Here is a 22,921-nt window from a genome sequence, read left to right as displayed (position 1 = left end):
GGGTCGCCGATCGTGGCGATGACCGCCTCAGAGCTTTGCCTATCTAAGCACCAACTAGACAAAATGTCACTAAAACCACAGCATTCACCTGCGGAACGTGAGCACCACTCATGCCACTCGGGAGGGCAGGCCCGATCGCAGGTCAGGCGCTGTGGCCGGCCCGCAGCAGGCCGTACGTGACCGCCTGCTCCAGCGCCTGCCAGGACGCCTCTATGACGTTCTCGCCCACCCCGACGGTGGCCCACTCCCCGGTCGCGTCGCTGGAGGTGATCAGCACCCGGGTCACCGCGTCCGTGCCGTGGGTGCCCTCCAGGATGCGGACCTTGAAGTCGATCAGCTCGACCCCGGCGAGCTCGGGGTAGAGCTTCTCCAGCGCCAGCCGCACCGCCCGGTCGAGCGCGTTGACCGGGCCGTTCCCCTCGCCGGTCGCGATGATCCGCTCACCCTTCGCGTGGAGCTTGACGGTCGCCTCGCTGACCACGTCGCCGCCGGGCCGGCGCTCGACGATGACCCGCCACGACTCGACCGTGAAGTAGCGCCGGAGCTCGCCGTCGACCGTGTCGCGCAGCAGCAGCTCGAACGACGCGTCGGCCGCCTCGAACGTGTGCCCCTTGGCCTCCAGATCCTTGACCCGCTCGACCAGCCGCCTGGACTGCTCCCCGCTGAGCTCGTAGCCCAGCTCGCGGCCCTTCAGCTCGACCGAGGCGCGGCCCGCCATGTCGGAGACCAGCATCCGCATGTCGTTGCCGACCTCGGCGGGGTCGATGTGCTGATAGAGGTTCGGGTCCACCTTGATCGCCGACGCGTGCAGGCCCGCCTTGTGGGCGAAGGCCGACGTGCCGACGTACGGCTGGTGCGAGTTCGGCGTGACGTTGGTGACCTCGGTGATCGCGTGGGCGATGCGGGTCATGTCGCGCAGCGACTGCGGCGGCACGAGGTCGAATCCCCGCTTGAGCTGGAGGTTCGCCACGACGGTGAACAGGTTGGCGTTGCCGGAGCGCTCGCCGTAGCCGTTGGCGCAGCCCTGCACGTGCGTGGCGCCGGCCTTCACCGCGGCCAGCGTGTTGGCGACCGCGCAGCCGGTGTCGTCGTGGCAGTGGATGCCGATGCGGGCTCCGGTGCCGGCCGCCTCGTGCACCACGTCGGCCAGCTCGTCGGGCAGCATGCCGCCGTTGGTGTCGCACAGCGCGACCACCGACGCCCCGGCCTCCGCGGCCGTCCGCAGCACCTCCAGCGCGTACGCGGGATTGGAGCGGTAGCCGTCGAAGAAGTGCTCGGCGTCGAGGAAGACGCGCTGGCCCTCCGCCGTCAGGTGGGAGACCGTGTCGCGGATCATCGCGAGGTTCTCCTCCAGCGTCGTGCGGAGGGCCAGTTCCACGTGGCGGTCGTGGCTCTTGGCCACGAGCGTCACGATCGGCGCGCCGGATTCGCGCAGCGCGGCCACCAGCGGGTCGTCGGCGGCCTTCACGCCCGCCCGGCGGGTCGCGCCGAACGCGGCGAGCTGCGCGTGCTTCAGGTCGAGCTCGGTCCGAGCCCGCCGGAAGAACTCGGTGTCCTTGGGGTTGGCGCCCGGCCAGCCGCCCTCGATGAAGCCGACGCCGAGGCCGTCCAGGTGACGTGCGATGGCCAGCTTGTCGGCGACGGTGAGGTTCAGCCCCTCCTGCTGGGCGCCGTCGCGGAGCGTCGTGTCGTACACATGGAAACGATCGTCGGCCATCTCTGTGTCTCCTTCGCGGGGTTGTGTCTCGCCGCGCGCTCATCGGCCTGTGGGTCGGCTTGAGGCCCAAACAAAAAGACCCCTCACGGACGTGAGAGGTCTGCGCGCCGGCGATGTCCTTCAGCCGGCGCGCCTGCCGATAATGAGCAGACCGTAGTACATGGTGCTGAGCAGTTTGCCACAGCCGGTCACCCTCTGGCACATCGATCTCATAGTACGAGATGTCCGGGAGTGTTCGCGCAGGTCAGCGCGGCCACGACCGGAAACGCAGGCAGAAGGGACAGCCGCGGCCTCCGCGCCGCCCGGACGGCGGACGGCCGGTGTTCACGCGGCCGTTTGCAGGGTGATCGCCGGATTTATTCGTCAGTCCGGGCAAGGACGCCGTAATAACCTGCCATACGCCTGCGGGACACACGATCACCGCCCCTTCGGCGAGTACGCTCGCGAGCGGTTCGTATTCATGAAGCTCTTCGCCAGGACTCGTTTTCGTACAGCTGGTTTTCCTAGAGCAGGTTTCCTACAGCAGGGGGCGACGCATGACTTGTCGGCGCGGCGGCGGGGCGTTCAGCGGCAGACTCGCCGGTTTCCTTCTCGTCGGCACTTCGGCCGCGACCGCCCTCGTCACCGCCGTCGGCGCGCTCGGGGCCGCCGCCGACAACGGGCACGGCCGCGGCGACCGCGCGGAGCGGAACGTCGTGGCCCCCACCGGGAAGGACCCGCGCAACCGCCCCGGCACCAGGCTGTCCGTGGAAGGCACCACGCACAACCGCGGCTACCAGCACACGAGCGCCAACACCGCCGGCGGTTCCTCGAACGTGCAGAACGCGCTGTGCCGGCACTCCCGGGTCTGCAACATCACCCAGCACGTGACCGTCACCGGCCCGCGCGAGACCGAGCAGCCCGCGTCCAGGCCGACTCCGGTGCCCACGGTCACCGTCACGGTGACGGCGACGCCCACGGCCGTCGCGTCCGCCGCACCGATGACCCCCGCGACCGCGGCGACGTGCCCCGCCAGCTCCCTGATCCGGGTGGGCGCCAGGGTCAGCGTGAGCACCGGCCTGATCGGGGGGCTGGTGTCGCTGTCCGCCCTCGGGAAGGGCGCGGCCTGCCCGGTCGTGTACGGCTGAGCCAGGCCGCGAATACGAGACCACACCGGTCGGGTCCGGCACACGGTGCGCCCACCGGCTGACGGCGGGGCGCACCGCGACGAGGAGCGGCGGGACGGATGAGCGCCGTACGGGGCCGCGGCCGTCAGCAGATCTTGTGGATCCAGTGGTGGGCGTCGGGGCGGCTGCCGTACTGGATGCCCACGAGTTCCTCGCGGATCTTCATCGTGACCGGTCCGGGGGTGCCGTCGCCGACGGTCCAGCTCCGGTCGACGCCCTTGACCGAGCCGACGGGGGTGACCACGGCGGCGGTGCCGCAGGCGAAGACCTCGGTGAGCTCGCCGGACTCGCAGCCCGCCTGCCAGTCCTCGATGGAGATCTTGCCCTCCTCGACCGTGTATCCCAGCTCGCCGGCCAGGCTGAGGATCGAGTCGCGGGTGATGCCGGGCAGCAGCGTCCCGGTGAGCGCCGGGGTGACGAGGCGGTCGCCGAAGACGAAGAACAGGTTCATCCCGCCCATCTCCTCGACCCACCGGTGCTCGAACGCGTCGAGCCAGACCACCTGGTCGCAGCCCTCCTCGACGGCCTGCCGCTGGGCCACGAACGCGGCCGCGTAGTTGCCGCCGCACTTGGCGAAGCCGGTGCCGCCGGGCGCGGCGCGGGTGTACTCCGTGGACAGCCAGACCGAGACCGGCTTGAGGCCGCCGGTGAAGTACGACGCGGCGGGCGAGGCGATCACCATGTACTTGTAGCTCCGCGAGGGGTGGTTCACCCCGAGGGCGGGCTGTGTGGCGATCATGAAGGGGCGCAGGTACAGGCTGTGGCCCTCGGTGGTCGGCACCCAGTCACGGTCGGTCTGCACGAGGAGTTCGAGCGACTCGACGAACGCGTCCTCGGGGATCTCCGGCATCGCCATCCGCAACGCCGACTGGTTGAACCGCGCCGCGTTCGCGTACGGCCGGAAGGCGACGATCGAGCCGTTCGACTGCCGGTACGCCTTGAGCCCCTCGAACAGCTCCTGCGCGTAGTGGAACACCGAGGTGGCGGGGTCGAGGACGAGCGGACCGTACGGCTGGAGCTTCGCGTCGTGCCAGCCCTCCCCCTCGGTCCAGTCAATGGAGATCATGTGGTCGGTGAAGACCTGACCGAAGCCGGGGCTCGCCAGCACCTGCTCACGCTCGGCCGCACTGCGGGCCTGCGGATTGAGCTGCACGTCGAACCTGAGGTGGGTGGTCATGGCGAGGTCCTTCTCTCTTCGTCGTCGTAGTAATTGTGCGACGAGACGGCTAAGGGAAAACTAGGGCATCCGGCAGGTATGAAAAAGCGCATGGCGGCCCATACCGGGCCGCCATGCGCGTGAGGTCGTGATGAGCGGCCGGGATCAGCCGGCTACTCGGGCGGCGATGTCGTCGCCGATCTCGCGGGTGGAGCGCGCGGTCCACGCGCTCTGGCGCTCGATCAGGTCGTCGGCCACGGCCTGCTCGACGCGGGCCGACGCCTCGGCGTGACCGAGGTGGTCGAGGAGCATGGCGACCGACAGGATCGTGGCGGTCGGGTCGGCCTTGCCCTGGCCCGCGATGTCCGGCGCGCTGCCGTGGACGGGCTCGAACATGGACGGCGCCGTGCGGGCCGGGTTGACGTTGCCGCTGGCCGCCAGGCCGATGCCGCCGGCGACCGCCGCGCCGATGTCGGTCAGGATGTCGCCGAACAGGTTGTCGGTGACGATCACGTCGAACCGCTGCGGCTGGGTGATGAAGAACATGGAGGCGGCGTCGACGTGGCAGTAGTCGGTCTCGACCTCGGGGTACTCCACGCTGAGCCGGTCGACGGTGCGCGCCCACAGGTCGCCGGCGAACGTCAGCACGTTGGTCTTGTGGACCAGCGTCAGCTTGCGGCGCGGCCGGCTCAGGGCCTTCTCGAAGGCGTAGCGCGCGACGCGCTCGACGCCGTACGCCGTGTTGAACGACTCCTGGGTGGCGATCTCCTGCGGCGTGCCGCGGCGCATCACGCCGCCGGCGCCGGCGTACGGGCCCTCGGTGCCCTCGCGGACGACGATCATGTCGATGTCCTCGGGGCGGGCCTCCCCGAGCGGAGTCGTCACGCCGGGGAACAGCTTGACCGGACGGAGGTTCACGTAGTGGTCGAGCTCGAAGCGCAGGCGCAGCAGCAGCTCGCGCTCCAGGATGCCGGGCGGCACGCTCGGGTCGCCGACGGCGCCCAGCAGGATCGCGTCGTAGCCGCGCAGCTCGTCGAGGACCTCGTCGGGAAGCGTCTGCCCTGTCGCGTGGTAGCGCCTGGCCCCGAGGTCGTACTCGGTGGTCTCGGACTTGACGCCCGCGGCGTTGAGGACCTTGAGGCCTTCGGCGACGACCTCGGTGCCGATACCGTCACCGGGGATCACTGCCAGGCGGATGTTGCTCGACTCCATGCGTGTACCTTACCGGTTGTCTCGGAGATCGAAACACGATCTCACCATTCGGTCCATGCTCGGACATATGCGCCCGTCAGGCGGGTCCCGCCGCGACGGCACGCTCGAAGACGAGGTCGCGCGCCGTGGACAGCCCGACCGCCAGCGCCCCGAGGATCACGGCGTCCGCCCCGAGGGTGGACACCTCGATCCGCGGCGGCGTGAGGGCCACCAGCGTCTCCAGCCGCTCCGCCACCGGGCCGGCGAGCAGGTCGCCGGCCTGCGCGCCGATGCCGCCGCCGAGCACGACCAGCTCGGGGTCGAGCACGGCGATCACCCCGGCGAGTGCGCGGGCGACGTGGTCGGCCTCCGCGGCCACGACCGCGCTCGCGACCGCGTCGCCGCGGCGCGCGGCGTCGAAGACCTCCTTGGCCGTGCCCGCCGTCATGCCGAGACGTGCCGCCGCCGCGACGACGCCGTCGGCGGAGGCCACCGACTCGAACACACCACGCCGGCGGTCGACGCCGGGGACGTCCTCGCCCACCGGCAGGTACGAGATCTCACCGGCCGCTCCCCGGGCGCCCCGGTAGAGGCCGCCGTCGATGACCACGCCCATGCCGACGCCCGTCCCGATGGACACGAGGACGAAGTGGGAGACCCCTTTGCCCAGGCCGTAGGCGCCCTCTCCGACGGCCGCGAGGTCGACGTCGTTCTCCACCGTGTACGGCGAGCCCGTCACGCCGGCCAGCGCGTCCACCGCGCCGGGGCGTTCCCATCCCGGCAGGTTCGGCGCGAGCCGCAGCGCCCCGCTCTCCTTGTCGTGGATCCCGGGGGTGCCGAACACGGTGACGGTGACGTCGCCGGGCTCCAGGCCGGCCTCCGCGACCAGTTCGGCCGCCATCCGCGCCAGTTGCTCCCGCGCGCTGTCGTAGGAGTGCGCCCGCGACGGCTCGTGCCTGCGCGCCACGACGTCGCCCACCAGGTCGGCGAGCGCGAGCCGCACGGTGGTGCGGCCGAGGTCTGCGGCGAGCACCCAGCCCGCCTCCGGCCTGATCTCGTAGAGCAGCGCGGCGCGTCCCGCGCCACCGGTGCGCAGCCCGACCGGACGGACGAGCCTGGCACGCTCCAGGTCGGCCAGCGCCATCGAGATCGTCGGCTTGGACAGTCCCGTCACCTGGGCGAGCTCGGGGCGCGAGGCCTTGCCGAGGCGGAAGATCTCGGTGAACACCGCCCGCTGGTTGATCAGCCGGAGCAGGCTGGTCGTGTTCGCGGCCCCACCGCCGATGCTCACCACGCCATCAAGATTGGCACACGCGGCGATCGGCCGGTCCGGCCGGTCCCGGCGGGGTCAGCGCTGCGGAGCGCCCCCGTTGTCACGGCGGTCGAGCGCGATTTGCAGGGCCTCCGCCGCCTCGTTCTCAGCGTCTTCGGAACGACCCCAGGGATACATGTCGTACATGGCGATTCTCTCTCTTGGCGGAGGAATGCTGAGAGCGGACCCGCTGGCGCGGATCCGGGAACGTCAGCCGCCGGTGGAACGCGGGTCACGCGTCACGGGCGAGCCGAAGGCCGGCGGCGCGGCGCTCCGCGACGGGCCGGCCTGCCCTGATCAGGCCCCGTCGCGGCAGGTGAAAGTGCGGGGCGCCTCGTCATCGCCAGAGTACCCCACAATCTCGTAGGACGACCTAGTATCTCACTTCGTGAGACGCCGTCCGTCGTCCGGACAGCACGAACGGCCCGGCGCGCGGGGCGCCGGGCCGTCCGGTGAGCGGGTGCCTGGTCTCAGTCCTCCAGGTCGACCGTGCGGCCGCTGTCGGCGCCGATCTCCCCCGCGATCTGCTCGACGACGTCGGACGGGATCGCCGTGTCGACGGTCAGCGCGATGAGCGCCTTGCCGCCCTTCACGTCCCGGGAGACCTGCATGGAGGCGATGTTCACGCTGTGCTCGCCGAGCAGGCGGCCCACGATGCCGACGATGCCGGGGCGGTCGGCGTAGGTGAAGAACGCCAGGTGCTCGGTCGGCTCGATCTCCATCGCGAAGTCGTTGACCTCGACGATCTTGGTGATCTGCCGCGGACCGGACAGGGTGCCGGAGACCGACACCGTACGGCCGTCGGCGAGCACGCCGCGCACCGTGACGACGTTGCGCCAGTCGGGGCTCTCCGCGCTGGTGACCAGCTCGACCACGACGCCGCGGTCCTTGGCCAGCAGCGGCGCGTTGACGTAGGTCACCGCGTCCTCCACGACGTCGGTGAAGACGCCCTTGAGCGCGGCCAGCTCCAGGACCCGCACGTCCTGCGCCGAGATCTCGCCGCGGACCTCGACGACCAGGCGGGTGGCCACCTCGCCCGCGAGCGCGGTGAAGATGCGGCCCAGCTTCTCGGTGAGCGGCAGGCCCGGCTTGACGTCCTCGGCGACCGCGCCGCCCTGGACGTTCACCGCGTCGGGCACGAACTCGCCGGCGAGCGCCAGCTTGACGCTGCGGGCGACCTGGGTGCCGGCCTTCTCCTGCGCCTCGTGGGTGGAGGCGCCGAGGTGCGGCGTCGCCACGACCTGGTCGAACTCGAACAGCGGGCTGTCGGTGCAGGGCTCCTTGGCGAAGACGTCGATGCCGGCGCCGGCGACGCGGCCCTCCTTGAGCGCGGAGTAGAGGGCGTTCTCGTCGATGATCCCGCCGCGGGCGACGTTGATCAGCCGCACGGTCGGCTTGACCATGTGCAGCTCGCGGTCGCCGATGAGACCGATGGTCTCCTTCGACTTCGGCAGGTGGACCGTGATGAAGTCGGCCTGCTGGAGCACCTCCTCCAGCGACGCCAGGCGCACGCCCATGGCCGCCGCGCGGGCCGGCTGCAGGTAGGGGTCGTACGCGATGAGCTCGACGCCGAACGGCTGCAGGCGCTGGGCGACGAGCTGGCCGATCTTGCCGAGGCCGAGGATGCCGACGACCTTCTCGTCGAGCTCGACGCCGGTGTACTTCGAGCGCTTCCACTCGCCGCCCTTCAGCGCGGAGTGCGCCTGGGCGACGTTGCGGGCGCTGGCGAGGATCAGCGCGACCGTGTGCTCGGCGGCGCTGGTGATGTTCGACGTCGGGGCGTTGACGACCATGACGCCGGCCTTGGTGGCGGCCTCGACGTCGACGTTGTCCAGACCCACGCCCGCGCGGGCGACGACGCGCAGCTTGGGCGCCGCGGCGATGGCCTCGGCGTCGACCTGGGTGGCGCTGCGCACGATCAGAGCGTCCACGTCGGCGAGGGCGGGCAGCAGCTGGGACCGGTCGGCGCCGTCGGTGTGCCGGACCTCGAAGTCCGCGCCGAGCACGGCGAGACCCGCTTCTGAGAGCTCTTCTGCGACAAGTACGACGGGCTTGTTCACTGGGTTGAGTCCTTCGTGAAGTGCGACAGCGCGGACGACGTGAGTCTATCCGGGCCTTGTGAAAGCCCTCACGAGCGCCCGGCATACGAGATAGCCAAGGTCACGGCGGCGTCGCGGCGACGCGACGACCCGGTCTCAGATCGCGCGCGGCTCCTCGGCGGCCTTCTCCTCGGTGTGTACGGCCCGCGCGGCCGGCGCACCGGGAGATTGCCGGGACGTGGGGGGTGCGTGGGACCGGCTCGTGCCCGGGCACAGTCGGTCGGTGTACCCCGGCAACCCGTGATCCATACGGACTGTCGCCAACTTGGTATTGATCGCACCTAATCTTCGGGATTAGCCTGATTCGCCATGGTCCAGTCCCTATCGTTCAGGCTATGAGCATCGGGAACCCCTCCCTGGGCGACGTTCTCGCGCGGCATGGCAGCCCCCGGCAACTCCTGGCGGCCCTCGCGGAGTGGGGCATCCTGGTGGCGGTCCGTCCCGACCGCTCCGTGGTGCTCGGCACGACGCAGAACGGCGAGCGTGTTCTGCTGGGCTACACGGGACCGGCGACCTACGCCCGGCACCGTGGCAGCCACTCGTTGTCGGCGTGCGACGCCGACACCATCCTCGACATCCAGCGCGTCACCGGCGTGCGCGAGATCGTGATCGACGCGGCCGGTCCCGCGGCCGCCGCCGTGCCGATCGACGACCTGCGGCGCTATCTGGAGGAGACCCGCACCGGTCCCGCTCCCGCGCTGTCGGTCATGCGCACGGCCGCCCCCACGGCGTACGCCACCGGGGCGATGGCGACGGTGACCCGCGCGCAGGTCGGCAGGCAGGCCCCTCCCCCGCCACCCGCGCCCGCCCCGGTCCCGGCCGCGCCCGCGGCGCTGCCCGCGCAGTGGGTCCCCGCCCCCCGCCAGCACCTGTCGGGGGCGATGCAGGTGGTGGACCCCGGCTACCGCAGGACGCGCCATCCGATCCTGCCCGCGCTTCGGGTGGCGGTCGCCGAGCTGCTGCACGAATACCCCTACATCCACCACGTCTGGATCTCCGAGTCGCGGACGGCGGCGGGGTTGTGGGGGATCATGCTGCACGTCAAGGTGCACACCCTCGGAGCCGACGACATCGTCAAGGACCTGCACCGGCGGGTGCGCGCCCGGCTGCCGCAACTGGCGGCGAGCGAGGCGCCGGTGCTCATGGCCCGCGTCGCCGACGCCCACACGGAACGCCGGCTGATCGAGATCGGCGCCCACGTCGTCTGTCCCGACGCGCGCGACTGATCGCCCGGCTCCTCCGCGGTCTCCGCCGGCGCGTTCCGGCGGAGACCGAGGGGAGATCACGCAGCGGCCGAACCGTTGCGGGACGGTCCTTCCGAACGGGCGCTTGCTCGGCTTGAATGGCGCCATGGTCTCCACGGCGGCGACGCCCTCCCCGTCGAAGGTCTCCCTCGGGGTTCGCCTCGGGTACGCCGTCGGCTCGTTCTGCACGGCCAACTTCTCCACGATCCCCGGGCTGCTGCTGCTCTTCTACATGACGAACGTGCTCGCGGTGCCGGCGGCGTTCGCGGGCGTCGTGCTCTTCCTGCCCAAGGCCTGGGACCTGGTCGCCAACACCCTGGTCGGCCGGTGGTCGGACCGCACGGTCTCGCGCTGGGGACCGCGCCGGCCCTGGCTGCTCGCGGGCGCACTGGTGCTGCCGGTGTCGTTCGCCCTGATGTTCGCGGGACCGCCGCTCACCGGCACGACCGCCGGCCTGTACGTGGGCGTCACCTTCCTCGCCGCCGCGACCGGCTACGCCCTGTACGAGGTGCCGTACAAGGCGATGCCCGCGGAGATGACCACCGACTACCACGAGCGGACGTCGCTGCTGCAGTGGCGCATGGTGCTCATCGCCATCGCGATCGCGATGAGCGGCATCCTCGCGCCGACGATCGCCGGCGAGACGTCCGACGGGTACCGCACCATGGGCGTCGTCTTCGGCGTGATCCTGCTCGTCTCGATGCTGGGGTCGTTCTTCGGCACCGCCCGCGCCCCCTTCACCGGCCAGCAGAGGTCCGAGGGCACGCTGCGCGAGCAGCTCGCCGCCGCCCGCACGAGCAAGCCGTTCATGTGGCTGCTCGGGCTCAGCTCCGCGCAGACGCTGGGGGCGGGCGTGATGCTGGCCGGGGCGCCCTACTTCGCCGCCTACGCGCTGGACGACACCTCCGCCACCACCACGCTCTTCGCGGCTCTCGTGGGGCCGATGCTGGTCACGATGCCGCTGTGGGTGTGGCTGGCCCGCAAGCTCGACAAGCGCGGCGCGATGCTCCTGTCCGGGTCGCTGTTCACCGCGGGCGCGCTGCTGATCCTCGCGACGCCCGCGCTCGGCTCGCTGTACGCCCACCTGTGCGTGATGATCGTGGGCATCGGCTACGCGGGCCTGCAACTGCTGCAGTTCTCCATGCTCGCCGACGTCATCGCCCACGACGGCGTGGTGAGCGGCGAGCGCAGGGGCGGGGTCTTCACGGGCCTGTGGACCGCGGTGGAGAACGCGGTGTCGGCGCTCGGGGCGACCACGTACGGCTGGGTGCTGACCGCGGGAGGCTTCATCTCCTCCGATCCCGAGCACCCGGTGACCCAGCCGGACACCGCCCTCGTCGCGGTGGTGATCGGCGTGACCGCGGTGCCCGCTCTGATCACGTTCGCGGGCGTGCTGATGACCCTCAGATACAACCTGACCGCCGAGCGCCTCGCCGCCGCCGTCGGTGCGGGCGGGACCCCGGACCCGGCGGCCGCCGGGCGGCACGACGGGCAGCCCGCGGACACCGAAGCGGTCGGGACCGAGGACTGAGCCGAGCCCGCTCCGAGCCCCGGGGGCGGTTCCAGGACGACCTTAAGCGGCCCTCAAGGCGCGCCCTCCGCCGATCACGCCGCTGACCTGCGAATTATGCGTTATCGAAGGTCGAATCTGGCATAAGCCATCTTTAAGAGAAGGTAGATTCTTTCACCTTTGGACCGATTTATCCCCACATGTCGGTCTGTTGCGCACCATAATGACGACCTCCCCAGCGTCTAACCCCCACTGGAGGAATGATCGTGAACAGAGCGCTCGGAGCGGTCCTGTGCCTCGGAAGCGTCGCGGCCGTCGGCATGGCGGCCGCGCCCGCTCAGGCCGAGGCCCAGCACAGGGGCTGCCGGGTCGCCGCCGCGAAGCCCTACGTCGCCCTGGACGGCAAGATTCGCGCGGCCGGCTCACGTGCCGGTTGCTTCGACGACGCCCGTTTCCGGGTCCGGATCGTGAGCAGCAGGCCCGGCCCCGACCGCGTCGTCAAGAGCGGCTCCAAGGTGGTCAGGAACGCGCGTGTCGTCGTCGCCCTGACCTGTGTGGACGGTGCGTACTACAGCGTGGTCACGGACTACCGCGGCCACGTGTCGCGGTCGAGGCCGGTGCGTCTCGACTGTGACGTCCCCGCTCCCGTTCCCTCGGCCACCGCCTCCCCGGCACCCTCCGCCGTCCCCACGGCGAGCCCCTCCGCGGCCCCCACCGCGAGTCCCTCCACCGTCCCCACCGCGAGCGCCCCCGCCTCCACCGCTCCCAGCGCCTCTCCCACGAGCGGCTCGGGCGTGGGCACCGCCGTCGAGAACGAGGTCGTGCGCCTCACCAACGCCGAGCGGGCCAAGGCGGGCTGCGGCCCGCTGAAGCACGACGCGCGGCTCCGCGCCGCCGCGTACGCCCACTCGGCTGACATGTCCGCGAAGAACTACTTCGACCACACCTCCAAGGACGGCCGCTCCTTCGCCGACCGCATCACGGCCGCCGGTTACACCTGGCGGGCCGCGGCCGAGAACATCGCCAAGGGCTACGGCACGGCCCAGGCGGTGGTGCAGGGCTGGATGAACAGCCCCGGGCACCGGCAGAACATCCTCAACTGCACCTACACCGACATCGGGGTCGGGTACGTGGCCTCCGGCGCGTACTGGACCCAGGACTTCGGCCGGCAGTAGAGACGCCACCGGCTCGGCCGGGAGCGGGGACGCCACGCCCGGCGACCCCGCTCCCGGGCCGGGATCGAAGGGGATTACGGCGGTCTTCTGGACACCTCGGACCACTGCGGCGGATACTTCCAATCATGAGCTCTCCCCCGGTTCGCGCCTCGGACGGGGACCGCGAGCGCGCGCTCAGCGAGCTCCGCGACCGGGCCGCCGAAGGACGCCTGTCCATGGAGACCTTCGTCGGCCGGGTGGACCTGGCGCTTCGTGCTCGCAACCGCAACGAGCTGGACGAGCTGGTCGCAGACCTCCCGCACCGCGGGCGCTGGCGTAGAAGGATCACCGACGCCGTCGCCTCCGTGTCGGAGCTGAGCAACCGGATCGAGTCCGCCTGGCGGCGTCCCCGGCTGCCCCGGCTCGCCCTGCCCGCCGACGGCCGGGCCCGCTACCTGGTCGGCCGCGGCTCCTCCTGCGACCTCGTCCTCGCCGACCTGACCGTCTCGCGGGTCCACGCCGAGCTGCGGCGGGAGCACGACGACTCGTGGCTGCTGGTCGACCTCGGCTCGATGAACGGCACCCGGCTGAACGGCTGGCGCCTGGTCGGCCCCGCACACGTACGGGCCGGCGACGAGGTGGCCTTCGGCGACTGCGTGTTCCTGGTCTCGCTCCCGGCCTGACCACCGGCCCGGGACGCCGCCTCGGGACACGACCTAATACGTACATTTCCGTATTGATGCCCCGGCGCGGCTCACCGACGATCGCGGAAAGCCACTCACCCGGGAGCGGACTGTGCGGTTGTCACGACGAATCACGACCATGCTGGCCGGAGCGGTCCTGGCCATCGGGATCGCCGGCTCCGGCGCCTCCGCCGGCGCCCGGGATCCGGCCCCCGGCGTCGCGGACCTGACCCGCGACCTCGACCGGATCCTCGCCGACTCCCGGCTGGCCCCCGCGCGGGCGGGCGTCGCCGTACGCGCCGCCGCCACCGGCGAGGACCTCTACTCGCTCGACGCGGACAAGCTGTTCGCCCCCGCCTCCAACACCAAGCTGCTCACCTCGGCCGCCGCCCTCGACACGCTCGGCACGGACTTCCGCTTCACGACCGACGTGCTCGCCGCGTCCCGCGTGGGCCGTACGGTCGCCGGGGATCTCACGCTGCGGGGCACGGGCGACCCCACCCTGCTCGCCGCCGACTACGACGCGCTCGCCGCCGAGGTCGCGGCGGCGGGCGTGAAGCTCGTCACGGGACGGCTGGTCGCCGACGACACCTGGTTCGACGACGTGCGGCTCGGCACCGACTGGGCCTGGGACGACGAGCCGTACTACTACGCGGGGCAGATCTCCGCGCTGACCGCGGCGCCCGACACCGACTACGACGCGGGCTCGGTGATCGTCTCGGTCGCGCCCGGAGCCGGCCCCGGCAAGGCCGCCACGGTGTCGACCACACCGGCGACCGGCTACGTGAAGATCGTGAACAGGGCCGTCACCGGCGACGAGACGGACGTGCTCGTCGAGCGGCGGCACGGCACCAACACCGTCGTGGTCAGCGGCACGGTCTCCGAGCCGTACGACGAGTGGGTCGCGGTGTGGGACCCCACGTTCTACGCGGCGACGCTGTTCCGGGAGGGGCTGGCCCGGCACGGCGTGAAGGTGCTCGGGCCGACCGTGCGCGGGACGGCCCCGGCGAAGGCGGCCACGATCGCCTCACGCCGGTCGATGACCCTCGGCGAGCTGTTCGTGCCGTTCATGAAGCTGAGCAACAACATGCACGCGGAGATCCTCACCAAGGCGATGGGCCGCAAGGTGTCCGGCGCGGGGACGTGGGCGGCGGGCCTCGCCGTGACGAGCGCGTTCGCGCAGGCGAACGGCGTGCGGACGCTGCGGCTGCGGGACGGCTCCGGCCTGTCCCGGGTCGACGCCCTGACGCCCGGCGGCATCACGGCCCTGCTCGCGGCGGTGCGCGGCAAGCCCTGGTTCCCCACCTGGTACGCCGCCCTGCCGATCGCCGGAGAGGCCGACCGCATGGTCGGCGGGACGCTGCGCAGCAGGATGCGCGGCACGGCGGCGGCGGGGAACGTCCACGCCAAGACCGGCTCGCTGACCGGCGTGACCGCACTGTCGGGCTACGTGACCAGCGCGGACGGGGAGCAGCTGGTCTTCTCGGTCATCAGCAACGGCTACCTGTCCGGTCCGCCGAGGGATCTGGAGGACCGGATCGCCGTCAGGCTGGCCCAGTTCACCAGGAAGGCCCCTGTCGACGAAACGGTGGACGAGACGGCGGACGCGCGCGGCACGACCTCCGGGTCCTCGCCGCGGGAGGCCGCTCCGTCGTCCCCACGGGCGCGCGCCGGTGACCTCGAATGCTCCTGGCTCAAGCCCGCGCGGTGCTGACGCGTCCGGCCCCGGTAGCCGGCGAACGCGACGCGGCGCCGCTCCCCGCCTCGTGGGCGGGGCGCGGCGCCGCGGTCACGGACGCGTTCGCGACCGTCAGGCCTGCTCGCCCTTGAGCCAGCTCATCATCGGGCGGAGCTTGGCACCGGTCTGCTCGATCGGGTGGACCGCCAGCTCCTCGCGGTGGCGCTTGAAGTTGGTCTGGCCGGAGTCGAACTCCTCGACCAGCTCGCGCGCGAAGCGGCCGTCCTGGATCTCGTCCAGGATGCGGCGCATCTCCTTCTTGGTCTCCTCGTTGACCACGCGCGGGCCGCGGGTGTAGCCGCCGTACTCCGCGGTGTCGGACACCGACCAGTACATCTTGGAGACGCCGCCCTCGTACATCAGGTCCACGATCAGCTTCATCTCGTGGAGGCACTCGAAGTAGGCGACCTCCGGCTGGTAGCCGGCCTCGATCAGGGTCTCGAACCCGGCCTTGATCAGCTCGGAGACGCCGCCGCACAGCACGGCCTGCTCGCCGAACAGGTCGGTCTCGGTCTCCTCGGTGAAGGTGGTCTTCAGCGCGCCGGCGCGGGTGCCGCCGATGCCCTTGGCGTACGACAGCACGAGCGGCCAGGCGTTGCCGGTGGCGTCACGCTCGACGGCGACCAGACAGGGCACGCCACGGCCGGCGGCGTACTGACGGCGGACCAGGTGACCCGGGCCCTTCGGCGCCACCATCGCGACGTCGACGCCCGCCGGAGCCTCGATGAGGCCGTAACGGATGTTGAGACCGTGGCCGAAGAACAGCGCGTCGCCCTCGACGAGGTTCGGCGCGACGTGCTCGGCGTACAGGTGCCGCTGGATGTGGTCCGGCGCGAGGATCATCGTGAGGTCGGCCTCTTCGACGGCCTCGCCCGGCGACAGCACGCGCAGCCCGTCCGCCTCGGCCTTCTCCCGGCTCTTGGAGCCCTCGGGCAGGCCGACCCGGACGTCCACGCCCGAGTCGCGCAGGCTCAGCGCGTGCGCGTGGCCCTGGCTGCCGTACCCCAGCACCGCGACATGGCGACCCTGGATGATCGACAGGTCGGCGTCGTCGTCGTAGAAGATCTCAGTCACTTGCTTGCCTTTCACGGGTTGTCCGTCGCGACGTGCCTGCCGTAGGAGCTAGGTCGTGTCGGTCGAATGCCGCCCAGCTGCGCGCCGGGCGGCATTCGTCCGCACTCCTATGCGCTGCGGTCGAGGGCGCGAAGCGAGCGGTCGGTGATGGAACGGGCACCGCGGCCGATGGCCACCATGCCCGACTGCACGAGCTCCTTGATGCCGTACGGCTCAAGGACCCGGACGAACGCCTCCAGCTTGTCGGTCGTCCCGGTGACCTCGATCGTGACCGCGTCCGGGGCAACGTCCACGCAGCGCGCCCGGAAGAGGTTCACGAGTTCGAGGACGTGGGACCGGCTCTCGGAGTCGGTCCGCACCTTGATCAACATCAGCTCGCGCTGCACCGACTGGCTGTTGTCGAGCTCGACGATCTTGATGACGTTGACCAGCTTGTTGAGCTGCTTGGTGACCTGCTCCAGCGGGAGGTCCTCCACGTTCACGACGATGGTCATCCGCGAGATGTCGTCGTGCTCGGTGGGGCCGACGGCCAGCGAGTCGATGTTGAAGCCGCGCCGGCTGAAGAGGGCGGCGACCCGGGCCAGCACGCCCGGCTTGTTCTCCACCAGAACGGACAGCGTGTGGCGACTCATGCCTTCTCCTCGCACTGCTGGTCGTTGTCGCTCCGGGCGGGGCTCATTCTCCGCCCTCCCAGTTCGGCGCCATGTCGCGGGCGTACTTGATGTCGTCGTTGCTGGTGCCGGCGGCGACCATCGGCCAGACCATGGCGTCCTGGTGCACGACGAAGTCCACCACGACCGGCACGTCGTTGATCTCCATGGCCTTGCGGATGGTCTCGTCCACGTCCTCCGGACGCTCGCACCGCAGGCCGACACAACCGTACGCCTCGGCGAGCTTCACGAAGTCCGGAATCCGCTTGACGCGCTGCAGGTCGGTGTTGGAGTAACGCTCGTCGTAGAACAGCGTCTGCCACTGGCGGACCATGCCGAGGTTACCGTTGTTGATGACGGCCACCTTGATCGGCACACCCTCGATGGCGCAGGTGGCCAGCTCCTGGTTGGTCATCTGGAAACAGCCGTCGCCGTCGATCGCCCACACGACCTTGTCCGGGCAGCCCATCTTGGCGCCCATCGCGGCCGGAACCGAGAAGCCCATCGTGCCGGCCCCGCCGGAGTTGATGAACGTCCCGGGGTTCTCGTACCGGATGAACTGCGCGGCCCACATCTGGTGCTGGCCCACGCCCGCGGTGTAGATCGCGTCGGGGCCCACCAGCGCGCTGAGCCGCTCGATCACGTACTGCGGGGCCAGCGACCCGTCGGCGAACTCCTCGTAGCCCAGCGGGTAGGTCTCCTTGTAGCCGTTCAGGATCCGCCACCAGTCGGCGTAGTCGCCCTTGCGGCCCTCGGCCTGCTCGGCCCGCACCGCCGTGATCAGGTCGCCGATCACCTCGCGGCAGTCGCCCACGATCGGCACGTCCGCGTGCCGGTTCTTGGAGATCTCCGCCGGGTCGATGTCGGCGTGGATCACCTTGGCGTGCGGCGCGAAGCTGGACAGTTGCCCGGTCACCCGGTCGTCGAAGCGGGTGCCGAGCGCGATCAGCAGGTCCGAGCGCTGCAGGGCGCCGACCGCGGACACGCTGCCGTGCATGCCGGGCATGCCCATGTGCTGGGGGTGGCTGTCGGGGAAGGTGCCCCGTGCCATGAGCGTGGTGACGACCGGGATGCCGGTCAGCTCGGCCAGCTCCAGCAGCTCGGCCGCGGCCCGGGCCTTGTGCACGCCGCCGCCGACGTAGAACACCGGCCGCTTCGCCTCGCTCATCAGCCGGGCGGCCTCGCGGATCTGCTTGGAGTGCGGCCGGGTCACCGGGCGGTAGCCGGGCAGCTGCATGACCGGCGGCCAGGAGAAGGTGGTCGTGGCCTGCAGGGCGTCCTTGGCGATGTCCACGAGGACCGGCCCGGGGCGGCCGGTGGAGGCGACGTGGAACGCCTCGGCGATGGTCCGCGGGATGTCCTCGGCCTTGGTGACCAGGAAGTTGTGCTTGGTGATCGGCATCGTGATGCCGGAGATGTCGGCTTCCTGGAACGCGTCGGTCCCGATCAGCGGCGTGGCGACCTGGCCGGTGATCGCGACGATCGGCACCGAGTCCATGTAGGCGTCCGCGATCGGGGTGACCAGGTTGGTCGCCCCCGGGCCGCTGGTGGCCATGCACACGCCGACCCTGCCGGTCGCCTGCGCGTAGCCCTCGGCCGCGTGGCCGGCGCCCTGCTCGTGCCGTACAAGCACGTGCCGAACCTTGGTCGAGTCGTAGAGGGGATCGTAGGCGGGGAGGATGGCGCCGCCCGGGATCCCGAACACCGTGTCGACCCCGACCTGCTCCAGCGCCCGCACGAGGGCCTGGGCACCTGTCATTTTCTCGGTCATCGGCTCGTTCCTTGTGGCTGAGCTTGCTGTGGCTGGGCTGCTTGGCGTGGCTTCTGGCATAAAAAATGCCCCATCCGCTGTGCGGAGCTGGGGCGCGCGCAGGACCGAGTGCTTCGTCAGGCTGCGCGCCTGCGAAGTACTACGAGAATCCCACCGCTATGCATGGCTACACGATGTCCGATGGACCGCCTCCGCGTCAAATCATCTGGGACGCCCGTCTCGCCATCCAAGACACCCCCCACGACCGCGATCTTGTAGTTTGTCGCAGAGAGGGTCGGCGAGCCGGGCAAGCTCCCCTCGTGATCATGCGGTTTGTCGCAGGAACCGGAGCCGACCTGCACATCTTCACCCCGTGATCATGCACAGATTCCCCAGAGCGTGGGATGACCAGGGCGCTCACCGTTCGTGATCTTGCACACGAAAGACGTCTACCGAAGTGCAAGATCGCAAACAGAGAACCCGCAGGTCAGAATGAGTGTACGCGGGAGAACTGCATGATCACCAAAGGCGAACACCCTGGCGAGCAACCCCACGTGCGACAAACTACAAGATCACGATATGGGTGGGGGCTAGGCGGTGTTCTGGAGGGTGGTGGTGGGCATCAGGGAGTCGACGCCGCGTGCGGCCATGGGACGGGCCACCAGGTAACCCTGGCCGCGCGTGCAGCCCATCTTGCGCAGCAGGTCGAGCTGCTCGGGACGCTCGATGCCCTCGGCGACGACGATCAGGCCGAGGTCGTTGCCGAGTTGCACGATCGTCTTCGTCAGCAGGGTCAGCGTGTCGTCGCGGCCGAGCCCGGAGACGAACGACGGGTCGATCTTGATCATGTCGACCGGCAGCTGGCGCAGGAACGCGAGCGACGCGTAACCGGTGCCGAAGTCGTCGATGGCCAGCCGTACGCCGAGGGCCCTCAGCTCCGACAGCCTGCTGATCATGTCCCCGGCGTCGTCGACCAGCATCTCCTCGATGACCTCGAGCGTCAGCACGCTAGCGGGCAGCCCGCTCTCGCTCAGCGCCTCGGCCACGGTCTCCACGAAGCGCGGGGCCATGATCTGCCGCGCGGACAGGTTGAGCGCCAGCCCGATGTCCCAGGACGACGCGCGCCAGGCGGCGACCTCGCGACACGCCTCGCGCAGGATCCACTCGCCGAGCGGCACGATGATCCCGGTGTCCTCGGCGGCCCCGAGGAACTGCTCCGGCGGCACGAACGTGCCGCCCCGCCACCAGCGCACCAGTGCCTCGACGGCGGTCACCTGTGACGTGGCCAGGTCGACCACGGGCTGGTACTCGATCGCGAACTGGTTCTCCAGCAGCGCCCGCTGCAGGTCGGAGGCGATCTCCAGGCGGCGCAGGACGTCCGCGTGCATGTGGGTGGCGAACACCTCCACCCGGCGCCCGCCCAGCTCCTTGGCCCGCGACATCGCCACGTCGGCGTTGCGCAGCAGGTCTCCGGGGGGCAGATCCTCCTCGGCGAACGCCACGCCGACGCTGGCCGTCAGCGCGACGTCCCGGTCCGCCACCCGGAACGGCTCGTTGGAGACCGCGCGGACCAGCCGTTCGGCCAGGTCGATGGCGGTCTGCGCGTCGGTGCCGCCGGACGCGCCGCCCTCCAGCAGGACCGCGAACTCGTCCCCGCCCCACCGGGCGAGGGTGTCGTCGGCCCGTACGGCCGAGCGCAGGCGGCGGGCGGCCTGGCCGAGCAGGTGATCGCCGCTGGCGTGGCCGACGGAGTCGTTGACGGAGGTGAAGCCGTCGAGGTCCAGGAAGATGACCGCGGTCCCGCCGGCGCCGCGGCGGGTGAGCACGTCGCGGGCGCGCTCCTCGAAGTAGGCCCGGTTGGGCAGCCCGGTGACCCCGTCGTGGAAGGTCAGGTGGGTGACCTGGTTGCGCAGGGCCACCTGGTCGCTGAGGTCTCGGATCGTGACCAGGACGAGGTCGTCGTCGCGTACGTGGCGGGCGGCGACGGTCTCCGTGGGCCGCCAGGTGCCGTCGGAGGCCCGGAACCGGCAGGAGATCCGGGTGCCGCCCTCCTGCTCGGGACCGTCGTCCTCGTCCGTCATGCGGTCGAGCAGGGCCTGTACGGCCGGCAGGTCCTCGGGGTGGATGTAGTCGAAGATCGGCCGGAAGACGAGGTCCTCGGGGCAGTAGCCGTACGTCGTCTCGAGGCCGGGACCGACCTCCTGGACGACTCCGCCGGGGTCGCACACGAGCACGACGTCTCCGGTGTTCTCGGCGAGCCTGCGCAGTTGCTGCTCGCCGACGTCGACGAGGCGGCGCATGCCCGCGGTCTCGACCAGGAGCACGAACAGCCGGCCGAGCAGGACGAGGACGACCGAGGCGGCCACGACCGCCAGGGCGGCGTCGCGGCTGCCGCCGATCACGTACAGGGTGGCGATCACCGTGGCGGCGGCGACGAGCACCAGCGGGGTGGCGGCCGTCAGCGCGGCGGGCAGCGGCCTGGCCGGCCGGACCTCCTGCACCCATGGGGTGACCGCGAGGACGAGCAGCATCGCCGGGACGACGAGCCCGGCCGCGAGCGGCGGGGCGTCGCCGCCGAGACGGGACAGGGCCGTCGCCATCTCCGCGACCGTTATCGCGGTGAGCACGCCGACGCCGGTGAGCCCGACCACCCGGTTGCCCGACCGTGACGCCACCACGGCCGGTGTCACCGCACAGGTCGCGAGCAGGCAGACCACGGGCAGCGCGAGCGCGACGAAGAACGCGCCGGTGTCCTCCGCCTTCCTGAAGGCCGGGCCGAGCACGGCGACCCAGGCCACGGCGAAGACCGACGCCGCGCCGAGGTAGGCGTCGGCCGCCTGGCGTATCACCCCGCGCGTGAACGCGGGTGGTTTCACCGACAGCCCGCAGCCGATCGCGAGCAGCACGGAGCCGACGAGCATGAGCAGGTCGGCGAACGTGAGCACGAACGGCGTGCCGTCCGCCACGGGCCGCAGGCCGACGCCGAGGAGCCAGGTCAGCGACCCGGCGGCCATCCAGCGCCAGGCGCCTGGCTGGCGCCGGTGGGCGGGGACGACGCGGGTGGCGGCCATGATCAGCGAGGTCGCCGCGAGCAGGCCGGTGACGACCCCCGCGACCGCGGTCACGACCGGCGCCGAGCCTCCGGTGAGCAGGGCCACGACGACCGCCACCGCGCCGAGCCCGGCAGCGGTGGTGACTGGGACCCGGGGGTCACGCCTGACGTTCACGTGCGTCGCCTCTACACCTGTCGCCGCTTCACCATCGGCCGTCGTGTCCTCCGGGGTTTCGGCGGAGGCCGGAGTCGTCTCAGCGTCGCCGGATCCGGTGGGGTGTGCCGTCACTGCCCCTCCCGTTCTCGACTCGGCTTTACTCTCCCTGTCACATTGCCAGTGTGCGCACAGCCGCTGATCGAGAGGGGGACAACGGGCGAGTCGTCACCGATCTGATAACCAGCCGCGCACGCTGAGCTTCAGCGTACGCACCCCAGGTCACGAGGCAGCCACGTTCCGGAATCCTTAATGGAGCGGTCAGTAATGCCCAGTGATCATGTTAGCGAGTGGCCGGCCCGTCAGATGACGCACGACCTGTTCCCGCACCAGCCTCCGCGTACGCCGTACGGACGCGGGCGTGCTGCCGGCGATGTGCGGGGTGATGAAGACCCCCGGTGCGGTCCAGAGCGGGTGATCGGGGGGCAGCGGCTCGACGGGGGCGACGTCGAGCGCCGCCAGCAGCCTGCCCGACCGCAGCTCGGCCAGCAGCGCGCCGGTGTCCACGACCGATCCGCGGGCGGCGTTCACCAGCAGCGCGCCGTCCTTCATCCGGGCGAGGAACCGGGCGTCGACCAGGCCGGCCGTCCCGGCCGTGGCGGGCACCAGCAGCACGACCACGTCGGCGGCGGGCAGCAGCGCCGGCAGTTCGTCCTGGCCGTGGACGCCCTCCCGGGCCGTGCGCGCCACCCGCACGATCTCCACCTCGAACCCGGCCAGACGCCGTTCGAGCGCCTCGCCGATCGAACCGTAGCCGACGATCAGCACGGTGGAGTCGGCGAGGACGCCGGTGTGGCGGTAGTCCCACTCGCGTCTGGCCTGCGCGGCCGCGAAGCCGGGGAACTCCCGCAGCACCGCGATCATCGCGCCCACCGCCCACTCGGCCGTGCCCGCGTCGTGGACGCCGCGGGCGTTGCACAGGACCGCCTTCGGCGGCACGTGCGGCAGGTAGGGCTCGACCCCCGCCGTCACGGTCTGCAGCAGGCGGAGGCCGGTCATACGGCCCAGCAGACCGGCGGTGTCCGGCACCGGGACCAGCGGAGGCACCCAGATCTCCACCTCCTCCGGCGGGCCGGGCGGCGGCGTCCTTCCGTCGTACACGGCGCAGTCGAGGGCAGGGAGCCCCTCGGGGAGGTCGGAGAGGGCGTCGGCGATGTCCTGTGATGCGACCCAGATCTTCACGAGCAACAACCTAGGGAACCTGCGCCCCC

16 protein-coding genes are annotated in these 22,921 nt (G+C 71.1%); 6 read left to right on the top strand and 10 right to left on the bottom strand.

Annotation, left to right across the window (positions count from 1 at the left end):
- Positions 1 to 142: 142 nt before the first annotated feature.
- Entirely contained in the window at positions 143 to 1,717 is a 1,575-nt protein-coding gene (cimA, locus tag AAH991_RS05185) for a citramalate synthase (RefSeq protein WP_346224586.1), read from the bottom strand.
- A 536-nt stretch (positions 1,718 to 2,253) separates the two neighbouring features.
- Here cimA and AAH991_RS05180 point away from each other — a divergent pair.
- Positions 2,254 to 2,844: a hypothetical protein gene (locus tag AAH991_RS05180; RefSeq protein ID WP_346224585.1), complete on the top strand. Its 591-nt coding sequence runs from the start codon at positions 2,254 to 2,256 to the stop codon at positions 2,842 to 2,844.
- 124 nt (positions 2,845 to 2,968) lie between these two features.
- On the opposite strand, the gene AAH991_RS05175 is transcribed toward AAH991_RS05180, so the two are convergent.
- The 4 genes from AAH991_RS05175 to serA form a co-directional block, all read right to left on the bottom strand.
- Positions 2,969 to 4,060 carry a branched-chain amino acid aminotransferase gene (locus AAH991_RS05175; RefSeq protein WP_346224584.1) on the bottom strand — a complete coding sequence of 364 codons (1,092 nt, stop codon included), beginning with the start codon at positions 4,058 to 4,060 and terminating at the stop codon, positions 2,969 to 2,971.
- Positions 4,061 to 4,204: 144 nt separating this feature from the next.
- Positions 4,205 to 5,251 carry a 3-isopropylmalate dehydrogenase gene (locus AAH991_RS05170; RefSeq protein ID WP_346224583.1) on the bottom strand — a complete coding sequence of 349 codons (1,047 nt, stop codon included), beginning with the start codon at positions 5,249 to 5,251 and terminating at the stop codon, positions 4,205 to 4,207.
- Between the two features lie 76 nt (positions 5,252 to 5,327).
- On the bottom strand, positions 5,328 to 6,524 hold the full coding sequence (locus tag AAH991_RS05165; protein ID WP_346224582.1) for an ROK family transcriptional regulator: 1,197 nt from the start codon (positions 6,522 to 6,524) through the stop codon (positions 5,328 to 5,330).
- A 488-nt stretch (positions 6,525 to 7,012) separates the two neighbouring features.
- Positions 7,013 to 8,602: a phosphoglycerate dehydrogenase gene (gene serA, locus AAH991_RS05160; RefSeq protein WP_346224581.1), complete on the bottom strand. Its 1,590-nt coding sequence runs from the start codon at positions 8,600 to 8,602 to the stop codon at positions 7,013 to 7,015.
- Positions 8,603 to 8,976: 374 nt separating this feature from the next.
- On the opposite strand from serA, the gene AAH991_RS05155 reads away from it, so the two are divergent.
- The 5 genes from AAH991_RS05155 (at position 8,977) to dacB (ending at position 14,946) form a co-directional block, all read left to right on the top strand.
- Positions 8,977 to 9,867 (top strand): hypothetical protein, encoded by an 891-nt coding sequence (locus AAH991_RS05155; RefSeq protein WP_346224580.1) that lies wholly within the window; start codon positions 8,977 to 8,979, stop codon positions 9,865 to 9,867.
- A 124-nt stretch (positions 9,868 to 9,991) separates the two neighbouring features.
- On the top strand, positions 9,992 to 11,416 hold the full coding sequence (locus AAH991_RS05150) for an MFS transporter (RefSeq protein ID WP_346224579.1): 1,425 nt from the start codon (positions 9,992 to 9,994) through the stop codon (positions 11,414 to 11,416).
- Between the two features lie 245 nt (positions 11,417 to 11,661).
- On the top strand, positions 11,662 to 12,570 hold the full coding sequence (locus tag AAH991_RS05145; protein ID WP_346224578.1) for a CAP domain-containing protein: 909 nt from the start codon (positions 11,662 to 11,664) through the stop codon (positions 12,568 to 12,570).
- A 125-nt stretch (positions 12,571 to 12,695) separates the two neighbouring features.
- Positions 12,696 to 13,232 carry an FHA domain-containing protein gene (locus AAH991_RS05140; protein ID WP_169984222.1) on the top strand — a complete coding sequence of 179 codons (537 nt, stop codon included), beginning with the start codon at positions 12,696 to 12,698 and terminating at the stop codon, positions 13,230 to 13,232.
- A 112-nt stretch (positions 13,233 to 13,344) separates the two neighbouring features.
- Complete coding sequence (dacB, locus tag AAH991_RS05135) at positions 13,345 to 14,946, top strand: D-alanyl-D-alanine carboxypeptidase/D-alanyl-D-alanine endopeptidase (RefSeq protein WP_346224577.1); 1,602 nt, start codon at positions 13,345 to 13,347, stop codon at positions 14,944 to 14,946.
- 96 nt (positions 14,947 to 15,042) lie between these two features.
- On the opposite strand, the gene ilvC is transcribed toward dacB, so the two are convergent.
- The 5 genes from ilvC to AAH991_RS05110 form a co-directional block, all read right to left on the bottom strand.
- Positions 15,043 to 16,035 carry a ketol-acid reductoisomerase gene (gene ilvC / locus AAH991_RS05130; RefSeq protein ID WP_346224783.1) on the bottom strand — a complete coding sequence of 331 codons (993 nt, stop codon included), beginning with the start codon at positions 16,033 to 16,035 and terminating at the stop codon, positions 15,043 to 15,045.
- A 116-nt stretch (positions 16,036 to 16,151) separates the two neighbouring features.
- Positions 16,152 to 16,676, bottom strand: coding sequence for an acetolactate synthase small subunit (gene ilvN, locus AAH991_RS05125; RefSeq protein WP_030506098.1), 525 nt, complete (start codon positions 16,674 to 16,676; stop codon positions 16,152 to 16,154).
- A gap of 43 nt (positions 16,677 to 16,719) precedes the next feature.
- Positions 16,720 to 18,525: an acetolactate synthase large subunit gene (locus AAH991_RS05120; protein WP_346224576.1), complete on the bottom strand. Its 1,806-nt coding sequence runs from the start codon at positions 18,523 to 18,525 to the stop codon at positions 16,720 to 16,722.
- 509 nt (positions 18,526 to 19,034) lie between these two features.
- The gene (locus AAH991_RS05115) at positions 19,035 to 21,671 is read right to left on the bottom strand and encodes a putative bifunctional diguanylate cyclase/phosphodiesterase (RefSeq protein WP_346224575.1); all 2,637 of its coding nucleotides are present in this window, start codon (positions 21,669 to 21,671) and stop codon (positions 19,035 to 19,037) included.
- Positions 21,672 to 21,971: 300 nt separating this feature from the next.
- Positions 21,972 to 22,892 (bottom strand): 2-hydroxyacid dehydrogenase, encoded by a 921-nt coding sequence (locus AAH991_RS05110; protein ID WP_346224574.1) that lies wholly within the window; start codon positions 22,890 to 22,892, stop codon positions 21,972 to 21,974.
- Positions 22,893 to 22,921: the final 29 nt, after the last annotated feature.

Origin of the sequence: Microbispora sp. ZYX-F-249 (assembly GCF_039649665.1) — a bacterium.
In the GTDB taxonomy this organism is placed as follows: Bacteria; Actinomycetota; Actinomycetes; order Streptosporangiales; family Streptosporangiaceae; genus Microbispora; species Microbispora maris.
The sequence above is the reverse complement of the archived record's forward strand: the minus strand, read 5'-3'. Positions and strand labels throughout refer to the sequence as shown.